Origin of the sequence: Paraburkholderia sabiae (assembly GCF_030412785.1) — a bacterium.
GTDB lineage: Bacteria > Pseudomonadota > Gammaproteobacteria > Burkholderiales > Burkholderiaceae > Paraburkholderia > Paraburkholderia sabiae.
The window spans coordinates 5257552-5279910 of record NZ_CP125295.1 but is presented as its reverse complement, the minus strand read 5'-3'; the positions used below and the strand labels follow the sequence as shown (position 1 = coordinate 5279910).

Genomic DNA, 22359 nt, shown 5'->3' with positions numbered 1-22359 from the left:
CGTCCGCCTGCGTTGCCGGCATGGATCCGCGAGCAGCGTTAGCGTCGGATCACGCCCATGAGCAGCGTGACGAGAAAGATCACGATAAAGATAAAGAACAGCACCTTTGCTATTTCAGCAGCGCCTGCGGCAATGCCGCCGAATCCGAAGACGGCCGCAATGATGGCGATGACGAAGAAGATGGCAGCGTATCGAAGCATGGAATCCTCCATCGGTGTTTGGCTGAACGGATCGATGCAATGACCGATCCACGGGCGCGGAAACCGCGTCGGCAGACACAGGCGCCGCCGTCACCGCATGGAGCAACACCCATGCCTATCGACACGGACGTCGCCGGAACCCGTTATCTGCGACATCAGGAAGCATAGCTCCTCGCTGCCTCATAGCCAGTCGCGTGCGAGCATCGCCAGCACGCTTGCGCCAATCGCGAGCAATACGACGCCCGTCACGCGTTCGATCGACGCGCTATGGCGCGTGAAGCGCGCAACCACGGCGGGATGCCCGATCCCCATCGCTACCAGCAGATCCCAACCGAACACGGCCGCGAACATCCAGACGCCGTAGACGATCTGCGCGCCGAAAGGCGCGTCGCGTGCCGCGAGCAACGCGAACAGGCTTGCATAGAAGAGCGCGTTCTTCGGATTGAGAATCGCGGAGGCGAAACCCGTTGCGAATCGTGTGAGCCACGCGCTCGGCCTCGGCGCGGACGATTCATCGCGATCGGGCGTCGCGATCGAAGCCGCGCTCGCATGCCGCAGCATCAATCCGCCCAGATAGAGCAGATAGACGCAGCCCGATGCCTGCACGAGCGCGAACGCTACGCCATGCCGATGCAGCGCCGCCACGCCGCCCACCGCAAGTGCGATGAAGACGCCGTTCGCGCACGCGATGCCGAAGCACACGGCGCCCGTCTTGCGCCATCCGCGTAAAAGCGCGCTGCGTGCGATCAGGAAGAAATCCGGGCCGGGGCTGAGCAGGGCAAGAAGATGCGCGCCCGCGACCATCGCGAATTGCTGAAGAGAAAGACCCATCTCGACTCCTTGTGTGTGCGGGGAGTCTGCGGGACAGGTGCGCGGAGATATTGAAGAAAAGTGCGCGATGCGAAGCAGGGCACAGCGCTTATGAACCGGCCGCGCGTCGATAGGCGCCCGGCGTCATCGCGACGCGCTCCTTGAAGGCGCGCTGGAAATGCGCCTGATCCGCGAAGCCGAGGTCATGTGCGACGGCAGTGAGCGCCTGGCCATCGCGCAACAGGCGGCGCGCGGCGTTGATGCGCAGATCCAGTTGATAAGCGTGCGGCGCCATGCCCGTCGCAGCGCGAAACGCGCGAATGAACGCATAGCGGCTCATGCCCGCCATCTGCGCGAGCTGCTCGATGGGCAGGCGCTCGCCGTACGCGTCATGCAGCAGATCGGTGATGCGTCTCAGGCGATCGGCTGCGATGCACGGCACAGGCGGAAGCTCGCGCGCTACGCCGAGCCACGTGCGCTCGCTGACGAAGAGAATCAGCGCCGCTTCCTTCTCCGCGCTATCCGCGTCCGAGAACAGCAGCCGGTTCAGCGAGCAATAACGCAGATACGCCTCGCGGTCGTGATTGATCGACGGACGCGCGAGCACGTCGTCGGCATCTGCGCTGCCGCTTTCGCGCAGCACGGCGCTCGCCCACGCGACATCGAGATGCAGCATCTGGTAGCTCCACTCGCTGTCCGTATCCGGATTGCACGAATGAACGCGCGTCGCGGGAATCAGCACCAGACTGCCCGGACCGAGGCGCGCGCGATCGTCGCCGCAGACATAGTTGCTGTGGCCGCTGTCGACGGCGCCGATGGAGAGCGTGTCGTGCGTATGCGGCACGTAGCACGCGCGCGAGCCGAAAGCGAGCCGGCTTTCGACAAACGGCAGCTGCGGGTCGCGCCAGTAACGTTGATCGTTCATGGACCGATGATCGCATAAACGCAACGCCGCGTGAGTTGCACCTCATCGCAACCGCGAAATCGTTTGCGCGCCTTTCCATTCCTGACAATTCGACTTTTAAAATGAGTCAGGCATGCATGAAATAGTCGGTAATAAGAACCGGTCGAATTGAAAAATAATGAAAATCGAATATCCGTTCGCGATTATCTGGTTAAACGTTTGCGAGCCTTTCTCAGCATAAATCGATATTCACGGAGCATGCAGTTATGCCGTTTTCAGCCCCGTGATATTTTTGCGACACCCCTTCTCAGGCAGTCGGAACGCGCTAAAATGCGCGCCGATTCACAGAGATAGCGCTTCGTATCCTCTGATCTTTCCAGTCTGCAGATTTTCCTCAAGTGCGCGGCGCATTGTCCGTTATTTGACATATGGCCATGCGCTGCTGATCGACGGGACGTAAATCCCAGGAAAACCGGTTTTTTAATGCCGGTCGGTAAAAAAGAAATAACCGAAGAAAAAATCGTATGCGAGCGGGGATTCAAACGATATTCGAAGCGCAATCGGCGCTCGACGGGGTGTTGCAAGGCTTCGGCCTCACAGTGCACAGAACGATGATGGCGCAACCGCGCGCGCTCGTTCGTGCGCTTGCGCACGCTCGTGTGGTTGCACTGGCTGCGACGGCTGCGTTCGCGATGCATGGCGTCGCTGCGCAGGCGCAATCTTCGACCGGGGCGGCCACCCAGTTGCACGCGCAGGCATCGAACGGTGCTGCGTCGCCGCGCGTCAATCTCGCGTTCTTCTATGGCTCGCGTGTGCCCGTCGGCGAATTGCAGGCGTTCGATGCCGTCGTGATCGATCCCGCCAGCGGCTTCGACCCCGATGCGCATCCGCTGCGTCACACCGTCTGGCTCGCGCGCACGCACGCCGATGCCGCGCAAGCCACGCCGGACACATTCATCGGCGCGCAGATCGAACCGTTGTGGAAGCGCGGCTATCGCGGCTTCCTGCTCGACACGCCCGCGGCCATTGCATCGATCGACGCAATCCACGCCGCGCATCCCGATGCGCGTCTCGTGATCGGCGGCGAGGGCGCGTTGCAGGCCGCACAGCCGCACGCGAATGCGCTCTATGCCGTGATCGGGCCGTCGCTGGTGCGCGATGCGCAGAACGGCAACGTCGCCGCGAGCGAGCGCGATGCGCGCGCCGCCGCCGCGAAAAACTTCACGCAATCGACAGGCGTGCCTGTCGTTTCGATCGAAACCTGTCCCGCCGACGACCGCGCATGCGCGCGCACGACGGCGGCACAAGTGCTCGCGCAGGGCGTGACGCCCTACGTGACGAACGCGTCGCTGAATCAGGTGGGCATCGGCGCGATCGAAGTGCTGCCGCGCAAGGTGCTGATCGTGCAGGACAGCGAGGTCGACCTGCCGCTCGACGAAACGCCCGGCGTGCGCGATCTCGCGACGCCGCTCAACTATCTCGGCTACGACGTCGAATACGCGAACGTCAACGAGCCGCTGCCCGACGGCATCACGCCGGACCGCTACGCGGGCATCGTCGCGTGGCTGCAGAGCGATGAAACGGCGAATAGCGGCGCGTGGCGCACGTGGGTCGATGCGCGCATGGCCGCGCATGTGCCCATGGTGTTCATGGGGCAGTTCGGTTTCGACGCGGCGGAAGACGAAGGCCGCGCGCTCGATCTGCAAGCCGTCGCGGGTCCGTTTACCGACAAGATCGAGGTTGTGTCGCGCGATCCGATGGTCGGCTTCGAAGTCGATCCGAAGCTCGGCGCGCGCGATCTGACAGGCGTGCAGGTCGGCAGCGCGAGCAAGTCGCTGTTGCGCGTGAAGAGCGGCGAAGCGACGCTCGACCAGATCGCGATCACGCCGTGGGGCGGCTTCGCGATGAGCCCGTACACGGTCGTGTCGCTGAACGGCATCGGCCAGGAGCGCTGGGCGATCCAGCCGATCGATTTCCTGCGTCAGGCGCTGCGCCTGCAGGCGATGCCGTCGCCGAGCGTCACCACGGAAAACGGCCGCCGCCTCTTTATGACGCACGTGGACGGCGACGGCTTTGCGTCGCGCGCGGAATTCCCCGGCGCCGACTATTCGGGCGAAGCGCTCTATCAGCAGATTTTCACGCGCTACAAGGTGCCGATGACGCTGTCGGTGATCGAAGGCGAAGTGGGGCCGAAGGGTCTGTATCCGCAGATTTCGCCGCGTCTGGAAGAGATCGCGCGCAAGATGTTCGCGCTGCCGTACGTGGCGATCGGCACGCACACGTATTCGCATCCGTTCGAATGGGAGAACGTCGACGCGAAGACGGGCGAGCGCGTGGATCGCGGCGGCGGCGACACGGCGTTCTCGCTGAACATTCCGAACTACACGTTCAATATCGATCGCGAAGTAACGGGCTCGATCGATTACATCAATTCGCGTCTCGCGCCAGCCGGCAAGAAGGTGACGATCCTGCAATGGCCGGGCAACTGCGAGCCGCCCGCGATCGTCGTGCGCAAGACGTATCAGGCAGGCGTCGACAACGTGAACGGCGGCGACACCGTCATCACGAAGAGCGCGAACAGCTGGACCAATATCGCGCCCATCGGCGTGCTGAAAGGGCCGGGCGCGTATCAGGTCTATGCGCCGAACCAGGACGAGAACGTCTACACGAACGACTGGCTCGGCCCGTTCTACGGCTTCACGCGTGTGCTCGAAACGTTCGACATGACCGACAAGCCGCGCCGCTTCAAGCCGATCGACATCTACTACCACATGTACAGCGGCACGAAGGTCGCGTCGCTGCGTGCGCTCGACCAGATCTTCGCAGCGGTGCTCAAGCAGCCCGTGCTGCCCGTGCATATGACGGACTACGCGCACAAGGTGCTCGACTGGCGTACGTTCGCCGTCGCGCGCTCGGTGCAGAGCGAAGGCGCTAACGCGAAGTCCGATGACTGGCTCGTGCGCGGCAACGGCGAAGTGCGCGAACTGCACTGGCCGCAGACCACTGCGCCCGACCTGCATGCGTCGCGTGGCGTGACGGGCTATGCGCCGGGACCGGACGGCACGTATATCCACATCACGGACGGCGCGGCGCGCGTGTCGTTCGACGAACCGGGTACGTTGTCGAAGGCGAGCGCGCTGCCATATATCGCCGAGGCCAACGGTTTCGTGCGCGATTTCAAACGCGACGCGAAGGGCATGTCGTTCGAGTTTGGCGGCTATTACGAGCCGTTCGTGAAGCTCGCGAATGCGCAGACGTGCAGCGCGAGCATCGCGGGCCGCCCCGTGCCACTGAAACACGACGGCGCCTTCGTCCGCTTCGATACGGCCCCGCTCAACGCCCTCGAAGTCCACTATCAGCCCGTCGAGATCCGCTGTGAACGATAAAACGAACGACAAACGTCCCCGTATCGTTCCGACGTGGCTCATCTACACGCTCGCGGGCGTGGTGGTCGCGACGATGTACGGCGTGTCGCCGCGCGGCGGCTTGCGCCAGCGCGTCGCGTCGGTCGGCGCGCCGAGCGAGCTGAGCGTCGCGTATCTGGAAGCGTGGTCGAAGGTTCAGCCCGATAACGAAGAGTTTCTGTCGCTGCTGGGCGCGCAGTATCTGTATCTGGGTCGCACCGACGACGCCGAGCGCATCGCCGCACGCATGGAAAAGCTCGGTTCGGACGACATGCTGCGCAGCGCGATGATGCTGCATCTGTCGGTGACGGAGCAGCGCACGTTCGCGATTCCCGAAGACGATCCGCGCCGCGTTCCCGCGCTTGAAAACCTGCGCGCGCGTCTGACGCAGGCCGCGAAGTTGCCGTGGGCGCCGCGCGATCTCGAATGGCTTGCGCAGCGTTCGGCCGCCGTCGGCATGCCCGATCTCGCGGCGCAACTGTACGCGCGGCTGTCGGCGAACGATCCCGACGGACGCAACAAGTGGGACACGCAGATCACGCGTTACGCGCTGCAGGTCGGCGACTATCGTGCCGCTGCCGATGCGTGGTTCCGTCAGGAAGCCGCCGCGACGACGCGCGACGAGCAACGCCGCTGTTTTGTCGCGGGCATCCGCACGCTGCAGTCGGGCAATCTGCTGAACGACGCGCTGACGGCCGCCGACGCACATCTCGGCCCGCTCGCCGACGATCCCGCGACGCTCGTCGTGCTGTTGAATCTTGCGCGCGCGGCGAACCGTCCCGATGCCGTCGACCATTACGCGAAGCTGCTCGCGAAGTACGCGCTGGCTGAGCCGACGCCTATGCACGATGTGGCGCAGGCAGGGTATGCGTATATGGATGGTCCTGTGGCTTATCGCCGGGGCGCTGCGCTGGTGAGTCTGCGTGCAGCGATGCGCGCGGCAGCCGATGAAGAGCAGGGCGGCGTTCGCGTGATTCGCGTCGCCGCGGCAGCAGTACCGCAAGCCGTGAGCAGCACGAAGGGCGCGCAAGGCCCGCAAGAAACGAACACCCCCAGCCGCGACGCAATCCGCTCGGACCCGAGCGTCGCGAACGTCGTGTTCCAGGCCTTCGTCGAATCGGGCGATCTGGCGAGCGCGCAGAAGATCGCCGCGCAGCAGGTGCAGCGCGATCCGCGTTCCGTCGAATGGGTCAAGCGTCTCGCACAGGTCGCGGAATGGAATCGCGATCCGTCGCTCGCGCTGAAGTCGTGGCTCGACTACGCGCAACTGTCGAACGATCAGGTCGGCTGGCAGAACGTGCTGCGCATCGCGCCGATGCTCGACGATGACGAGGCGTATCTGACGGCGCTCGTGCACGAAGCGCGCGCGACGCCGAACGATCTGAAGCTGATCGACAACGTGACGGCCACGTATGAACGTCTCGGTCGTCCCGACGACGGCCTCGCCTTCCTGCGCTCGCTGCCGCGCGCGCAGAACGCCGACGCGCTCGACCAGCGCATCGGCCAGCTCGCCGAACGCGCGGGCCACGACGATCAGGCGCTCGCGACGTATCGGGCGGTGCAGGCGCGTCATCCGAACGATGCGAACGCGGCGCTGCGCACGGCGAGCGTGCTGTATCGCCAGGGCGACTATCGCGCGTCGCTGGCTGCGCTGAAGACGGCGCGCGCGGGCGCGAAAGATACCGACGAAGACTTCTGGCGCAACTATGCGGAACTCGCGCGTCTGCTGCAACTCGACGACGACGCGAACGAAGCGTATCGCCATCTGATCGCGAGCGGCGCGGCGACGTCCGAAGACCTCGGCGACATGACGTACTTCTACGATCCGTATCCGATCGATGCGGGCCGCGTCGCCGAGTTGCGCTATCGCCGCGATCACACGGTGCGCGCATTGCAGGACGCGATCTTCTATTACACCGACGCTCAGGCGATGGACCGCATCGCGTTCCTGCTCGCGAGTCTCACGCCGGAAGAACTGAAGGCGGCGGAAGCATCGCCCGCGCTGCTCGGCGTGCGCGCCGAATACTATCGCCTGATCAACGAGCAGCAGAAAGCGCTCGCCGATCTGAAGCGCGCCGTCGATCTGCCCGGCGCGAGTTCCGATCTGCGCGCGGCGTATCTGTGGACGCTCGTCGACTACGGCAGCGACGGCGATCTGCGCGAAGCGTTGAAGCGCTGGCGCGGCAGCGCCGATCAAAGCTCGGCGTTGTGGGAACCGTACGCCGCCGCCGAAATGCGCCTGAACCGTCCTGTCGCCGCGCTCGAATATCTGCGCCGTCAGTCGGCGATGATGTCGCGCGATCCGCTGTGGCTGCTGACTTACGCCGATGCGCAGGAACAGGCGGGCCACGACGGCCTCGCGTGGTCGATCCGCAAGAAGGTGTGGCTGCAGATGCAGCAGGACGAAGCGCGGCTCGTGAAGCTGCACGGTGCGCAGCGCGCGGCAATGCGCGGCCGCACCGCGCAGGACGCCGAGACACTCGAAGATCTGCGCGGCCGGCGCGTGACGCTCTCCGCCGAATACGCGACGGGCGATGAATCGGCGGCGCTGCTCGACAGTCTGATGTCGGCGAAACCGGCATCGACGGACAACGCGATTGCGCGCCGCACGATGATCGGCACGGCGAAGGGCTTGCCGGGTGGCGCTCCGCTCGACGGCGCTGGTTTGCCCGTGAATGCGCGTGTACGCGGCGCCGTCGCGAAGGACGTTGCCGTGGCGTGGGCGATGTCGAAGGAAAGCAATCCGCTCGCGAAACGCTGGCTCGCGCAGCAGTACGCCGAGCGTCTGTCGCGTCCCGTCGACGCGCAGCTGACCATCGCGCTCGCCGAGAACGACATCCCGACGATGGAGCGCCTGCTCGCGCAAGAGCGCTCGCGTCTGCCGATCAACGACCGCATCGACGCGACGATTGCCGTCGACCGGCCCGACCGCGCGCAGCAACTCGCGTTCGATGCGCTCGACGGCGCGCCGGAAGACACCGACCTGCATACGCGCGTGACGGAAACCACGCTCGACTGGCCGCAGTTCGTTGGCGCGGAAGTGGAGAATCACATCGAGCATCCGCTCGATTACGTGGAGACGACGCTTGCCGCGAGCCGCAAGATCGCCGAGCGTTATCTCGTCGGCGTGACGGCCGTTCAGCACTTCCAGCATTCGACCGATATCACGCAGCTGACCAACGTGCCGTCCGTCGACCGCTGGCTGAACATTTCCGGCGAGCGCCGCACGCGCGACACGTCGTTCTCGATCACGGGCGGCCGCCGCATCGCATCGGATTCGTTCTATACGCTCGATCTCGCGGGCCAGGTGGGGCGCAACTCGGCGCTGACGCTCGGCTTGCGCGCGGGCCGCAATCAGGTCGCCGACGAAAACCAGACGCTGCTCGTGGGCGGCATGAAAGACAACCTGATCGGCGACTTCACGTATCGCGCGACGGATCGCATCACGTTCACGGGCAGCATCGAGGCGGACCGCTTCTATAGCCAGGCGCGGACTTACCTCGGTAGCGGCGTGCTGTCGACGGGCGAAGTGAGCTACCGGATTCGCACGAATTATCCGGACTACACGCTGCGCGCGCTGATCACGCATGGCGGCTACGGCGCGAGCGGTCAGGCCGACGCGCTGATGACGCGTCTCGTGCCGACGGCATTGCAGCCCGCGACGCCGCAAGACTTCATGCCCGACACGTACACGCAGTACGGTTTCTTCTTCAGCTTCGGCGACGAATTGCTCGAGCAGTACACACATGCGTGGCGTCCGTTTCTCGACGTCGGCATCGTGCACGACTCGATTCAGGGCTGGGGGCCGGACGTGAGTCTCGGCATTGCGGGCACGGTGTTCGGCGGCGATCACGCTGCCGTGTATCTGTCGCATCAGCGCGTGTCGAAGATCGGCACGCCCGTCACGGTGCTGGGTGCGCGCTATCGATGGTTCTACTGATGCCGGAGACGGCGACATGAGCGAAATAACGACATTTCTGAGGAGTGGTTCGATGAGCAACATCAACGGGTGGTCACGTTTGATCAAGTGGGTGGCGGCCGCGGCCGCATCGGCGCTGGTGCTGGGCGCATGCGGGTCGATTCGCCAGGCGGGCTCGCCCGCGCTCGAATCGAAGGATGCCGTCGCCGTCGTGACGATGGCGAACTTCACCGAAACGCCGGCGGCAGGCAGCAGCGCGGCGGCGATTGCAGCGAACGCATTGCGCGCGAACGGTTTCGCTGACGTGCGCCTCGCGCCCGTCGACGCATCGGCGAACGCGATGTTCGATACCGCGCAGCGCGATATCGGCGAGAAGAAACTCGCATGGGCGCGCGAGCAGCGCGTGAAGTACGTGCTGACGGGCGCCGTGGAAGAGTGGCGCTACAAGGTCGGTGTGGACGGCGAGCCCGTCGCGGGCGTGACGTTCGAACTGATCGACGTGGCCTCGGGCCAGGTCGTGTGGAGCGCGACGGGTTCGAAGAGCGGCTGGACGCGTTCGAGCCTGTCGAGCGTCGCGTCGTCGCTGATCGGCAACCTGCTGTCGCCGCTGCGCACGCGCGGCTGATGTATCGCATGTGGATGAGCGCCGCGCATCGCCGCGACGCTCATGCGCTGCAATCTGCTGCATTTTGCAATACCAGAGTAATTCGACACGTGATGAGGAGTCGGCTGTGAATACCGTCACCGCGCAAAGCGCCGCCAATGCGGCGAAGCCGCGTCAATCGAACCCGTTCGGCAACCTGAGCGCGTGGCGGCGTCTCGTCGCGCCTGCGGTGTCGCGTCCGTTTTCCATCGCGGAGACGATCGTGTTCATCGGCGTGGCATTCGCGGTGTCGTATGCACTCGACCGCAACGATCCGTTCCTGATGCGCACGGGGTTTCCGTGGCTGTGGTTCGCGCCGCTGATCGTCGCGCTGCGCTACGGCACACTGCTCGGCATGCTGGGCTGCGCGATGCTGATCGGCGCATACCAGGCGATGAACCACGGCAGTGCCGCCGCATGGCCGACGCTGTTCTTCACGGGCGGCGTGCTGCAGACCATCGTCGCGGGTCACTTCGGCGACACGTGGGGCAGCCGCGCGCAACGCGCGAACGCGATCAACGATTACCTCAACGACCGTCTCGTCGCGATCACGAACAGCCACTATCTGATGCGCCTGTCGCACGAGCGGCTCGAGAAGGACTTGCTGACGAAGCCGACCACGTTGCGAGACTCGATCACCGAGCTGCGCCGCATTTCCGTCGCGCATGGTCTCGATACGAAGCCGCGTCATTCGGGCGACATGGCGGGCACGCGCGAGCTGCTCGAATTCGTCGCGCAGGCGTGTCAGATCGAAGTCGCGGCGCTGTATCCCGTGCATGACGACAAGGTGGGGCGTGAAGCACTCGCGCGCGTCGGTGACGCGTTCGATTTCGATCCGCGCGACGATCTGGCTCAGCGCGCGCTCGAAACGCGCGCGGTCGCGCATCTGAAGAGCGAAGACCGTCCCGTGACGAACACGGATCTGCTCGTGTGCGCGCCGCTCATTTCCGCCGACGGCCGCATGCTGGCAATGCTCGCGATCCGCCGCATGCCGTTCCTGTCGCTGAACTTCGACAACCTGCAACTGCTGCTCGTGCTGCTCGGCTACTACGCGGACGGCGTCGAACACTCGCAGCAGGTGCGCGACATCCTGAAGGCCGTGCCCGATTGCCCGTACGAATTCGCGCTCGACGTGAACCGTCTCACGCGACTCGAACGGTCGGCGGGAATCACGTCGTCGCTGGTGGCGCTCGTGTTCCCGCACGACGATGCCGGCGACTCGTTCTTCGAACACGTGATGCGCCGCCGCCGGTCGCTCGATCTGATGTGGCCGGTCAAGGCGGCAGGGCAGTCGGTGCTGCTGAACCTGATGCCCGCGACGGATGCGACGGGTGTCGACGGCTATCTCGCGCGGATCGAATCGAGTCTGCGTTCGCAGTTCAATCTCGACCTGGAAGGCGCGCGTATCGGCGTGCATACGCTGCATCTCGGCGGCGACGAGCCGGGCGTGGCGTTGAAGCGTCTTCTCACGCGAAGTGGCCTCGATGGGTAAGATCATCACAAACCGCCCGGCGGGCGGCGTCATCGGCTTCATGCTGTCGGTGCTCGCGGCGCTCGGCATCGTCATCGTCGCGTGCGCGCAGGGCGTGGGCATCGTGTATTTCGCGGAAATGCCGACGACGTACGATCCGCTCCTGTCCGTGATCGCGCTCGATGTTGTATGCGGTGCGTTGCAGGCGCTGCTGTTCCGCCAGCTGCTGCCGCTGCGTTATCGTGAGCCGCGTGCATGGAGCCTGCTGCTGCTCGGTCTCGCGTGCACGTTTGTGCCGCTGTGCGGCGGACTCGTGGTGCTGGTCAGCTGCATCTGGGCCGCGCTCTCGCCCGCATCGCATCCCGAGGACGAAATGGGCGACGTGCCCGCACCGGAGTTCGTCACGTATCTGATGTCGCGCGTGTCGCATGGCGGCGGCGCGCGCCTGCAGGCGCGTCTGATCAACACGAAGGTCGCCGCGGCCGATCGTCTGTCGGCGCTCGTCGCGATCCAGAACATGCCGACGCGCACGACGGGCACGCTGCTGCGCGACCTGCTCGCCGATCCCGTCGAAGACGTGCGTCTGATTGCCTACGGCACGCTGGATCAGGCGGAAAACGACGTGATGCAGCGCATCTTTCATACGGCGAAGACGCTGGAGTCGGCGGAGTCGGACGGCGATCGCCGCGCGTTGAACCGTCAACTCGCCGAACTCTATTTCGAACTGATCTATCAGAACCTCGTGCAGGGCGCCGTTTATCGGCACACGCTCGAGCAGGCGGACCGCTATGCGCGCGCCGCGCTGGAGATCGACGACAGCGACGCCGCGTTGTGGATGATTCGCGGCCGCCTTGCGCTGACCAACGGTAACGCGGACGAAGCCGCGCGCTACATGGACCGCGCGCAATCGCTCGGTTTTCCGCGCGAGCGTCTGGTGCCCTGGCTCGCCGAAGTCGAATATCTGCGCGGCGATTACGCGCGCGTCTCCGAACTGCTCGCGTCGCTCGGCAATGCCGCGACGCTGCCGATGCTCAAACCTGTTGCGCGTTACTGGTCAACATGAAACCGTCACTGATGCGCCGCGCTGCGGACGCCGATGTTTGCCTGCTGCTCGAAGGCACGTTCCCGTTCGTGCGCGGCGGCGTGTCGAGCTGGGTCAATGAAATGCTCCGCTCGTATCCGGAGCTGCGCTTTGCGATCGCGTTTATCGGCAGCCGCGAAGAGGACTACAAGGGCGCGGCGTATGCGCTGCCCGACAACGTCGTGCATTTCGAAGCGCACTATCTGTACGAAGCAGGATCCGCCGATGCTCAGGCCGCGCGCGAAATTCCCGGCGATGCCGATGCATTTGCGAAGTCGGCGGCGCTGCACGAGGCCTGGCGCAACAGCGGCGAGGTCGAGCCCGGCGCAATGATGGCCGACATGGTGCAACTGATCGGTGACAAGGCGCCGCTGAGTGAAGAACAGTTCCTGACGAGTCGCGCGGCGTGGGACTTCATCGTCGATCAATATCATCGCTATTGCACGGACCCGTCGTTCACCGATTACTTCTGGACCGTGCGGATCATGCACAAGCCGCTGTGGCAGCTCGCGCGTGTTGCGGAGCAATTGCCGCCCGCGAAGGTGTATCACACGGTATCGACGGGTTATGCGGGCTTTCTGGGCGCGTTGCTGCATTACCGCACGGGCCGTCCGCTGCTGATCTCCGAGCACGGCATCTACACGAAAGAGCGCAAGATCGATCTGCTGCAAAGCCAGTGGATCCGCGACAACCGCGGCGCGTTCGAACGCGACATTTCGAAGATCAGCTATTTCCGCGAACTGTGGGTGCGCTTTTTCGAAGCGCTCGGCAAGCTCGCGTACGACGCCGCCGACGACATCGTCGCGCTCTATGAAGCGAACCGTCAGCGGCAGATAGCAGACGGCGCGCAGGCCGAACGCACGCGCAATATTCCGAACGGCGTCGACGTGGAAGGGCTCGCGCCGCTCGTCGAACTGCGCGAAGTGCGGCCGCGTAACGTGGTCGCGCTGATCGGCCGTGTGGTGCCCATCAAGGACATCAAGACTTTCATTCGTGCGCTTTTCATCGCGTCGCGCACGATGCCCGATATCGAAGGATGGATCGTCGGTCCCGAGGAAGAAGACCCCGCGTATGCGCAGGAATGCCGTGCGCTGGCGGAGAGTCTTGGCCTCGCGAAGAACGTGAAGTTTCTCGGCTTCCAGCGTATACACGACATTCTGCCGAAGGTCGACGTGATCGCGCTGACGTCGATCAGCGAGGCGTTGCCGCTCGTCGTGCTCGAAGGTTTCGCGGCCGGTATTCCGTCGATCACGACGGACGTCGGTTCGTGCCGTCAACTGATCGAAGGTTACGGCGAAGAAGATCGCGCGCTGGGCGTTGCGGGCAGCGTCGTGCCGATTGCGAACCCTGCTGCGTTCGCGCAGGCGGTGATCGATCTGCTCGGCGACGAACCGCGCTGGCTCGCAGCGCAAGAGGCGGGTCTGCAACGCGTGCGGCGTTTCTATACGAAGGCGCAAATGACGGATCAATATCGCGTGCTGTATGAGCGCCTGATGGCTGCGCCGTCGCGCGTCAAGGCCGCCGACGGCAAGCAGACCGGCTGTCCGATGCATGCGGGCAGGGCGGCAGCGGCACAGACGGAAGAGGTGCGCTGATGGCAGGCATTGGTTTCGAGCTTCGCAAGATCCTGAAGCACCAGACGCTGCTCGGCGTCGCGCGCGCTTACGCGTATGCAGGGCTGATCAGTTCGGGTCCGCTGATCCTGTCGATCTTCGGCATTCTGATCATCGGTGTGATGAGCCTCGCGTTCGTGATACCGAAGTACGCGATCGTGCAGTTCCAGGTGTCGGTCACGTACATCATCGCGTGCAGTCTGATACTGACGGGTCCGCTGCAGCTGTCGTTCACGCGCTTCATTTCGGACCGGCTGTTCGAGAAGCGCGACGACCTCGTGCTGTCGAACTATAACGGCGTCGTGCTGGTGTCGACGGGGGCTTCGGGCGTGCTCGGCATGCTGGCCGTTCTGTTCGCGTTTCGCGGCGAACCGCTCGTCTACCGGCTGCTGATGGTGGCGGGCTTCGTCGTCGTCAGCAACATCTGGATCGCCGTGATCTTTCTGTCGAGCGTCAAGCAGTACCGGCAGATTCTTTATGTATTCGCACTCGGCTATGGATGCACCGTCGCGTTCGCGCTGATGCTGAACACGCATGGTCTGTCGGGGCTGCTCGGCGGTTTCGTCGCGGGCCATATCGTGTTGCTCGCGGGGCTGTCGGGGCTCATCTATCGCAACTATCGCAGCGAGCGTTTCGTCTCGTTCGAAGTGTTCCAGAAGCGCTTTGCGTATCCGTCGCTCGCGATGGTCGGCTTCCTGTTCAATCTCGGCGTGTGGCTCGACAAGTTCATGTTCTGGTACGCGCCGGGCACGGGCTCGAAAGTGATCGGGCCGCTCAATGCATCGGTGATTTACGACATTCCCGTGTTCATCGCTTACGTGTGCGTGATGCCGGGCATGGCGACGTTCCTCGTGCGTATCGAAGCGGATTTCGTCGAGTACTACGACCGCTTCTACGACGCCGTGCGCAGCGGCGCAACGCTGCGCCATATCAACGACATGCGCGACATGATGGTCGGCAGCGTGCGCGCGGGTCTCTATGAGATCGTTAAGATTCAGGCTGTGGTGCTGCTGCTGATTCTCGCGTTCGGTCATCTGGTGCTCGATGCTGCGGGGATTTCATCGCTGTACATGCCGCTGATGATCGTCGACGTGATCGCCGCGAGCCTGCAGGTGCTGCTGCTCGGTCTGCTCAACGTGTTCTTCTATCTCGATGCACGACGCACGGTGCTGCGGCTGTGTATTGCATTCGTGCTGTTGAACGGTATCCTGACTGGCGTTACCCTGCTGATGCAGCCGGACTTCTACGGCTACGGTTTCGCGCTGACGCTGCTGATTCTTGTCGTCGCCGCGGTGCAACTGCTCGATCGCAAGTTCAGCAAGCTCGAATACGAAACCTACATGCTGCGCAACTAGGCGCCACGTGTTCCCATCATGACAGCCAGTTCTCTCGCCCGTCTGGGCGTTTCGTGGATCGTCATCGCCTGCGCGGCCGTGGTCATCCTGTTGCTGTCGGTGGCGTGGGTGCGGCCCGCGCTGGCCGCATGCAAGCGGGTGTCATCGACGGGCATCGGGGCCGTCGCGTTCTTCTACGGCGCGAACGTGCAGGCCGAGCGCTTGGAACAGTTCGATACCGTCGTGATCGAGCCCGACAGCGGCTTCGATCCGCGCACGCATACGGCGCACTGTCCGAACTGGTACGCGTATGTGAGCGTCGGCGAAGTGACGAAACAGCGCGCGTACTACGCAAAGATGCCGAAGACGTGGTTCGCGGGCAGCAATGCGGCGTGGTCGTCGACGGTCGTCGATCAGACGGCGCCGGGCTGGCCCGCGTTCTTCGTCGACGAGATCGTGAAGCCGCTGTGGGAGCGCGGCTATCGTGGCTTTTTCCTCGATACGCTGGATTCGTATCAGCTCGTCGCGAAGACGGACGTTGAGCGTGCGCAGCAGCAGGCGGGCATCGTCGCGGTGCTGCATGCGTTGAAGGCGCGCTATCCGCAGGCGCAACTGATACTGAATCGCGGCTTCGACATTCTGCCGCAGGCGCACGATCAGGTGACGGCCGTCGCGTTCGAATCGCTGTTCGGCCGCTGGGATCAGGCGAATCAACGTTACGACGACGTGCCCGAGAACGATCGCGAATGGCTGCTCGGACAGGCAAAGCAGATTCACGATCGCTACCGTCTGCCCGTCATTTCAATCGATTATTGCCCGCCGGATGACGATGCGTGTCGTCGCGAGATCGTGCAGAAAATCGAAGCGCTCGGCCTGGTGCCGTATGTGACGGATGGTGGATTGCAGACGGTCGGTATGGGCGGCACGCTGCTCGCCGACGGCGCGCCGCTGAAGAAGGTGAAGTTCAAGCGCTGATTTGCAACTCGGCAAATCAGCGCTTTAATCAATGCGTCAACGCAACTGCGTGACGGCCAGCAGCAACACCATGCTGCCGATCGCGCCATCCAGCACACGCCACGCCGTTGCACGCCTGAAAAGCGGCGCAAGGGCTCGTGCGCCGTATCCCAACGCTACGAACCAGATCGCGCTCACCGCCATCGCGCCGACCGCGAATGCGGCGCGCGAGCCTTGCGCTTCGCGTGCGCCTGCCGTGCCGATCAGCAGAAACGTATCCAGATAGACGTGCGGATTGAGCCACGTGAACGCGAGCGTCATCAGCACGATGGGCACGGCCCGCTGCGCGGGCGGCGCAGTATCGCCTTTTGCATCGGTGTCGAGCACGGCATGGCCGGGGCGCAACGCGCGCCGCAGTGCGCTGATGCCGAACCACGCGAGATAGGCGAGACCCACATACAACAGCGCGTGGATAAAGGTCGGATAACGCTCGACGAGCACCGACGCGCCACCGACACCCGCGCCGATCAGCAGGAAATCCGACAGCGTGCACAGCAGCACGATCTTGCCGATATGCGAGCGCATGATGCCTTGACGGAGCACGAACGCGTTTTGCGCGCCGATAGTGACGATCAACGAGGCGCACAACGCGGCGCCATGCGAAAAAGCCAGCCAGTTCATGATGGTTTGGAGAGAGAGGATGAATCGGATGGCGAGAGTGTGCCGCGATCGCTAGAATAAGAGAAGCTCATTTCGGTAACGCCGATTAAGGAACGCTAATGCTCGACTATCCTTTGCTGGATGCGCTCGCGGCCGTCGTGCGTCACGGTTCGTTCGATCGCGCGGCTGCTGCGCTGAACGTGACGCCGTCTGCCGTTTCGCAGCGGGTGAAACTGCTGGAAGAGCGCGTCGGCAGCGTGCTCGTCAAGCGCGGGCAGCCGTGCACGGCGACGCGTTCGGGTGCGCTGCTATGCCGGCATACGGAACGCGTGCAACTGCTCGAAGCCGAGCTGAATGGACGCATGCCCGAACTGCCCGGCGCGCTGCTCGAACCGTGGCCGACCTTACGCGTGGCCGTGAACGACGACAGCGTGGGTACGTGGTTCATCGACGCCGTCGCGGGCTTCTGTGCGGAGCGCGGCATGCTGCTCGATCTCGTCATCGACGATCAGGACCATACCGCGCAGCGGATTCGCGACGGCAGCGTGCAAGGGGCGGTGACGACGCAGGCGGAGCCGGTGCAGGGCTGCCGTTCGACGCGTCTCGGGCGTATGCGCTATCTCGCCGTCTGCACGCCCGCGTTCTACGAGCGCTATTTCAGCGAAGGCGTCAGCCGCGACACGCTGCGCCGCGCGCCATGTGTCGATTTCAATCCGAAAGATCAGCTGCAGGCGCGCTTCGTGCACAAGCTCACGCGCGCGGAGGTCGATGCGCCGACACACTGGATTCCGCACGTGTCCGGCTTTTTGCGTGCGTGTGCGACGGGCCTGGGTTGGGGCATGTGCCCCGAACGGATGATTGCGGGGCAACTCGAAAGCGGCGAACTGATCGACATGGCGCCGGGCAAGCATCTCGACGTCGATCTCTACTGGCAGAGCTGGCGCCTGTCGATCGGTTGGCTCGACGATTTCGGGGCGGCGCTGCGCAAGCGGTCCGCCGAATTTCTCGACTGACCGCTTGCGTTATCAATGCAGACGGATCACAGGGTGCACGCGACGACGCAGCCAGTGGCTCGCCGTATCGAGCGCCATGCGCGCGAAGCCGCTGACCGTCATCACGTGCCGGCGATAGATCAGCCGGTACACGACAGTCGCAAGCCAGCCGTCGACGAACACGGGCCGCTCGCGCAATCCGCTCAGACTGCCGATCGTCCCGACATCGCCGAAACCGACCAGCGTGCCCGCGTCGCGATACGTGAACTCGGGCAGCGCTTCGCCGCCGACGCGGCACTTCAGCGCGCGCGCCAGAAACATTGCCTGCTGATGCGCAACCTGCGCACGCGGCGCAAGAAAACCGTCGGCATGCGAAGGGCAGGCGGCGCAGTCGCCTAATGCGAACACGTTCGCGTCTGTCGTGGTTTGCAGCGTGCGCTTCACGAGCACCTGTGCATTGCGGTTCACGTCCACGCCGTCGAGCACGCGCAGCACGGGCGGGCCCGCGATGCCTGCTGTCCAGATCGCGATATCGCTCGGCAGTTGCTGGCCGTCGTGCGTGCAGACGGCGTCGGCGCGCACTTCCGTCACGCGCGTCGTCGTGAGCACGTCGACGCCGAGACTGCCGAGCATCCGCTGCGCACGTGAAGAGATACGCGGCGACAGCGCAGGCAACACGCGGTCCGTGCCTTCGATCAGCCGGATACAGAAGTCGCGCTCCGGATCGAGTGCAAAGAGGCTGTAGCGATGCATCAAACGGATGCTGTCGCGCAATGCCGCCGCGAGTTCGACGCCCGTTGCGCCCGCGCCGATGATGTTGATCGACACCGGCTGCACGTGCTGCGCGCCGCTTACGCGCCGCACATGGTTCGCTCGCGTGCATGCATCGAGCAGCTTGCGGCGGAACGATTCAGCATGCGTGATTGACTCCAGCGGCAGCGCATTTTCTGCCGCACCCTTTACGCCGAAGTAGTTCGTCACGCTGCCGAGTGCGAGCACGAGTGTATCGAACGCGATGTGACGCGCAGGAAGCACTTCGCGGCCGTCTTCGTCGCGCGTTGCGCTGATCGTGATGCGTCGCTGCGTACGATCGAGCGATTGCAGCGCGCCCTGTTCGAACTCGAAGCCATGACGGCGAGCCTGCACGGCATATTGCAGTTGATGCGTGGCGGGATCGATCTGGCCGGACGCGGCTTCGTGCAGCAGCGGCTTCCAGAAGTGCGTCGGCGAGCGGTCTACCAGCACGATGTGCGCATGCCCGCTCTTGCCGAGCGAGTCGCCGAGACGCGTCGCGAGTCCCAGTCCTCCCACGCCGCCGCCAACGACGACGATTCGGTGCGGCGCAGTGCATGTGCTGCTTGCGGTGTGTCGATCGATCGTAGTCATGATGCGTACTCTCCTGAACGTTTTTCAATGCAATTCATGCGCGAACATCATCAGTGAGGTCGAGTATAAAATCGGGGAAATCAGCAGCACAATTTAATGTTTGTACAGAACATATAGGTTTTCACTTATGTTAAAGGCCGCGACGTTTCGACAATTGAAGGCGCTCCACACGGTGGCGAAGCTCGGCAGCGTGTCGGGCGCGGCGGAGGAGTTGCGTCTGACGCAGCCCGCCGTGTCGCTGCAGATCCGCCTGCTTGAAGAGGCAGCGGGCGCACCGCTTTTGCAACGCGTGGGACGCGGCGTGCAACTGACGGCCGCGGGGGAAATCCTCGCGCGCTATGCGCTTGAAATCCTCGATCTATGGAACGGCGCCGCCGACGATCTCGCCGCGTTGCATGGCGAGCAGGGCGGCACGCTGCGCATCGGCGCGATCACGACGGCCGAGTATCTGATCCCGCCGTTTCTCGTGCGCTTCACTGAAGCACGTCCGCAGGTGAAGGTGCAGTTCAAGGTCGGCAATCGCGCGGACATCATCCGTATGCTCGCGACGCATGAAATCGATCTCGCCGTGATGGGCAGCCCGCCGCGCGAACTGCGCACGGTTGCCACCGTGTTCGCAAAGCATCCGATGGCGTTCGTCGCGTCGCCTTCGCATGCGCTGATGAAGAGAAAGCGCCTCACGCTCGGCGATCTGGAGTCGGCGAATCTGTTCGTACGCGAACGCGGATCGGGCACGCGTTCGACCGTCGAGAACCTGTTCAGGCAGGCGGGCCACAAGATCCATATCGGTTCCGAGCTGTCGAGCAACGAGGCGATCAAGCAGCTGGTCGAAGCGGGGCTCGGCATTTCGTTTCTGTCGCTGCATGCGTGTACGCTGGAATTTCACGCGGGACTGCTCGCGTTGCTGCCGCTGCCCGACAACCCGATCGAACGTGACTGGTACGTGATGCATGTGTCGGACAAGCGTCTGCCGCACGTCGCAAGCCTGTTCCGCGATTTCCTGATCGAAGAGGGCATGAAAGGCAGCGTGCCGATTCCGATGCCGTCCGTCGCGGCCTTGAAGAAACGCCGGCGCGTGTGAAATCTGCCGATTTTTTTCGACGTTATGCTCTCCGAGCGGTCTTTTGCTGACTTTCGAAAGCCCGCTCGCCGAGCCTGAAAGCCTTGCAGCATAAGCCTGACGCCTTACATCGACCGATATCGAAGTAAAGGTTGCGCCGACGATATTTGTACTCGAATTGTTTCTCTTTACAGTGGCGTCCAGACATTTGTTAAAAAAGCGGACGCCGGAAACCTGTGGCGAGCCGTGTGATTTCCCTGGCCGTCAGAGGAGTCGGAGACATGAGCAGCCGTAACGAGAGCAACAACAGCAGCATCACCACCGTCGAAACCTTCGGTTTCGAGCGCATCCCCGACCAGTCCCGCTATGCGCGGCCCATCGATCTGTTCCGCCTGCTGTTCGGCGGCTGCAATACGTTTTCGACTTCCGTGCTCGGCAGTTTTCCCGTGCTGCTCGGCCTGTCGTTCTGGGCGGGCGTCGCGTCGATCGTGATCGGCGTGCTGGTCGGCTCGTGCATTCTCGCGCCGATGAGCCTGTTCGGCATGCGCAACGGCACGAATGACCCGGTGTCGTCGGGCGCGCACTTCGGCATTCATGGACGGATCGTCGGCTCGTTTCTCGCGCTGCTGACATCCGTTGCATTCTTCTCGCTGGCCGTGTGGAGTTCCGGCGATGCGCTGGTAGGCGGTGCGAATCATATGCTTGGCCTGCCCGTGAATGGCTTCACGTTGAGCGTCGCATACGGCATCTTTGCAGTGCTCGTGCTGACCGTGTGCATCTACGGTTTTCGCTTCATGCTGTGGGTCAACAAGATTGCCGTGTGGACGGCGAGCCTGCTCTTCATCGCGGGCATCTTCGCGTTCGCTGGCCCGTTCGACAGCCACTATGCGGGCAAGGTGGCGCTGGGCGCGGTGGGTTTCTGGCCGGCCTTCGTCAGCGCCGTGCTGGTTGCACTGAGCAATCCCGTTTCGTTTGCATCGACGATGGGCGACTGGGCGCGCTACATTCCGCAGAACACGCCGAAGCATCGCACGATGCTCGCCGTGATGATCGCGCAGATCGCCACCTTCGTGCCGTTCTTCTTCGGCCTCGCGACGGCGACGATCATCGCGCAGAAGGCCCCCGATTTCATCGCGTCGAACAACTACGTCGGCGGATTGCTGGCGATTTCGCCGAACTGGTTCTTCCTGCCTGTGTGCCTGATTGCGATTATCGGCGGGATGTCGACGGGAACGACGGCGCTGTACGGCACGGGTCTCGACATGTCGAGCATGTTCCCGAAGCTGCTGAATCGCGTGCGTGCGACGCTGCTGATCGGCAGTGCGGCGATCGGCTTCATCTTCCTCGGGCGTTTCGTGTTCAACCTGGTCGAAAGCGTGTCGACGTTCTCGGTGCTGATCAACACATGCAGCTGTCCGTGGATGGTGATCATGATCATCGGTTACGTGACGCGTCGCGGCTTCTATCTGTCGGACGATCTGCAGGTGTTCAATCGCGGCGGTCGCGGCGGTCACTACTGGTTCACACACGGCTGGAACTGGCGCGCGATGGGCGCATGGATTCCGAGCGCGCTGACGGGCCTGTGCTTCGTCAATCTGCCGGACCAGTTCGTCGGTCCGCTTGGTGAACTCGCAGGTGGCCTCGATATCAGCATGCCTGTTTCGCTGACACTGGCTTGCACGCTCTATGTGACGCTGCTGCAATGCTTCCCGGAGCCGGATGGCGTGTATGGTCCGCAGGGCCGACGATGGTTGCGCGGCAGCTACAAGGCCACGCATGCACGGATCCGGCAGGTCGAACCGAGTCCCGCGCGAGGCAACAGAATGTCGGCGCCGCGCGAAGAAGTATTCGACACGCAGGACGCTGCGTAATAGAACTGAGCATGCCCTTCGCGGCATCGTGAACAAAGCATTGAATAGAGCAGGTGA

16 protein-coding genes are annotated in these 22359 nt (G+C 63.7%); 11 read left to right on the top strand and 5 right to left on the bottom strand.

Features of this window, described 5'->3' with window-relative positions:
* Positions 1–38: 38 nt before the first annotated feature.
* From QEN71_RS23670 to QEN71_RS23660, 3 genes are all read right to left on the bottom strand, one after another.
* A complete protein-coding gene (locus QEN71_RS23670; RefSeq protein ID WP_028368672.1) occupies positions 39–200 on the bottom strand; it encodes a DUF1328 domain-containing protein in 162 nt (53 codons plus the stop codon).
* Between the two features lie 180 nt (positions 201–380).
* Positions 381–1031, bottom strand: coding sequence for a LysE family translocator (locus QEN71_RS23665; protein WP_201660147.1), 651 nt, complete (start codon positions 1029–1031; stop codon positions 381–383).
* 88 nt (positions 1032–1119) lie between these two features.
* Positions 1120–1935, bottom strand: a complete 816-nt coding sequence (locus tag QEN71_RS23660) for an AraC family transcriptional regulator (protein WP_201660150.1) — start codon at positions 1933–1935, stop codon at positions 1120–1122.
* Positions 1936–2438: 503 nt separating this feature from the next.
* Between QEN71_RS23660 and QEN71_RS23655 the strand changes: the two genes are divergently transcribed.
* From QEN71_RS23655 to QEN71_RS23620, 8 genes are all read left to right on the top strand, one after another.
* Entirely contained in the window at positions 2439–5300 is a 2862-nt protein-coding gene (locus QEN71_RS23655; RefSeq protein WP_201660153.1) for a polysaccharide deacetylase family protein, read from the top strand.
* Positions 5290–9258 (top strand): tetratricopeptide repeat protein, encoded by a 3969-nt coding sequence (locus QEN71_RS23650; RefSeq protein WP_201660156.1) that lies wholly within the window; start codon positions 5290–5292, stop codon positions 9256–9258. The genes QEN71_RS23655 and QEN71_RS23650 overlap by 11 nt, the downstream gene beginning before the upstream one ends.
* Before the next feature lie 52 nt (positions 9259–9310).
* Positions 9311–9862: a penicillin-binding protein activator LpoB gene (locus QEN71_RS23645; RefSeq protein ID WP_201660159.1), complete on the top strand. Its 552-nt coding sequence runs from the start codon at positions 9311–9313 to the stop codon at positions 9860–9862.
* A 106-nt stretch (positions 9863–9968) separates the two neighbouring features.
* A complete protein-coding gene (locus tag QEN71_RS23640; protein WP_201660161.1) occupies positions 9969–11372 on the top strand; it encodes a PelD GGDEF domain-containing protein in 1404 nt (467 codons plus the stop codon).
* Complete coding sequence (locus tag QEN71_RS23635) at positions 11365–12414, top strand: tetratricopeptide repeat protein (RefSeq protein WP_201660163.1); 1050 nt, start codon at positions 11365–11367, stop codon at positions 12412–12414. The genes QEN71_RS23640 and QEN71_RS23635 overlap by 8 nt, the downstream gene beginning before the upstream one ends.
* On the top strand, positions 12411–14027 hold the full coding sequence (gene pelF, locus QEN71_RS23630; protein WP_201660165.1) for a GT4 family glycosyltransferase PelF: 1617 nt from the start codon (positions 12411–12413) through the stop codon (positions 14025–14027). The genes QEN71_RS23635 and pelF overlap by 4 nt, the downstream gene beginning before the upstream one ends.
* Complete coding sequence (pelG, locus tag QEN71_RS23625; protein WP_201660167.1) at positions 14027–15400, top strand: exopolysaccharide Pel transporter PelG; 1374 nt, start codon at positions 14027–14029, stop codon at positions 15398–15400. The genes pelF and pelG overlap by 1 nt, the downstream gene beginning before the upstream one ends.
* Positions 15401–15418: 18 nt before the next feature.
* The gene (locus QEN71_RS23620) at positions 15419–16354 is read left to right on the top strand and encodes an endo alpha-1,4 polygalactosaminidase (RefSeq protein WP_201660169.1); all 936 of its coding nucleotides are present in this window, start codon (positions 15419–15421) and stop codon (positions 16352–16354) included.
* A 36-nt stretch (positions 16355–16390) separates the two neighbouring features.
* On the opposite strand, the gene QEN71_RS23615 is transcribed toward QEN71_RS23620, so the two are convergent.
* Entirely contained in the window at positions 16391–17014 is a 624-nt protein-coding gene (locus tag QEN71_RS23615; RefSeq protein ID WP_201660171.1) for a LysE/ArgO family amino acid transporter, read from the bottom strand.
* A 98-nt stretch (positions 17015–17112) separates the two neighbouring features.
* Here QEN71_RS23615 and QEN71_RS23610 point away from each other — a divergent pair, with 98 nt between their 5' ends.
* Entirely contained in the window at positions 17113–18006 is an 894-nt protein-coding gene (locus QEN71_RS23610; RefSeq protein ID WP_201660173.1) for a LysR family transcriptional regulator ArgP, read from the top strand.
* 12 nt (positions 18007–18018) lie between these two features.
* On the opposite strand, the gene QEN71_RS23605 is transcribed toward QEN71_RS23610, so the two are convergent.
* Positions 18019–19371 (bottom strand): NAD(P)/FAD-dependent oxidoreductase, encoded by a 1353-nt coding sequence (locus tag QEN71_RS23605; protein ID WP_201660175.1) that lies wholly within the window; start codon positions 19369–19371, stop codon positions 18019–18021.
* 127 nt (positions 19372–19498) lie between these two features.
* Between QEN71_RS23605 and QEN71_RS23600 the strand changes: the two genes are divergently transcribed.
* Positions 19499–20452, top strand: coding sequence for a LysR family transcriptional regulator (locus QEN71_RS23600; protein WP_201660178.1), 954 nt, complete (start codon positions 19499–19501; stop codon positions 20450–20452).
* 260 nt (positions 20453–20712) lie between these two features.
* Complete coding sequence (locus tag QEN71_RS23595; protein ID WP_201660180.1) at positions 20713–22302, top strand: purine-cytosine permease family protein; 1590 nt, start codon at positions 20713–20715, stop codon at positions 22300–22302.
* The last annotated feature ends 57 nt before the right edge of the window (positions 22303–22359 follow it).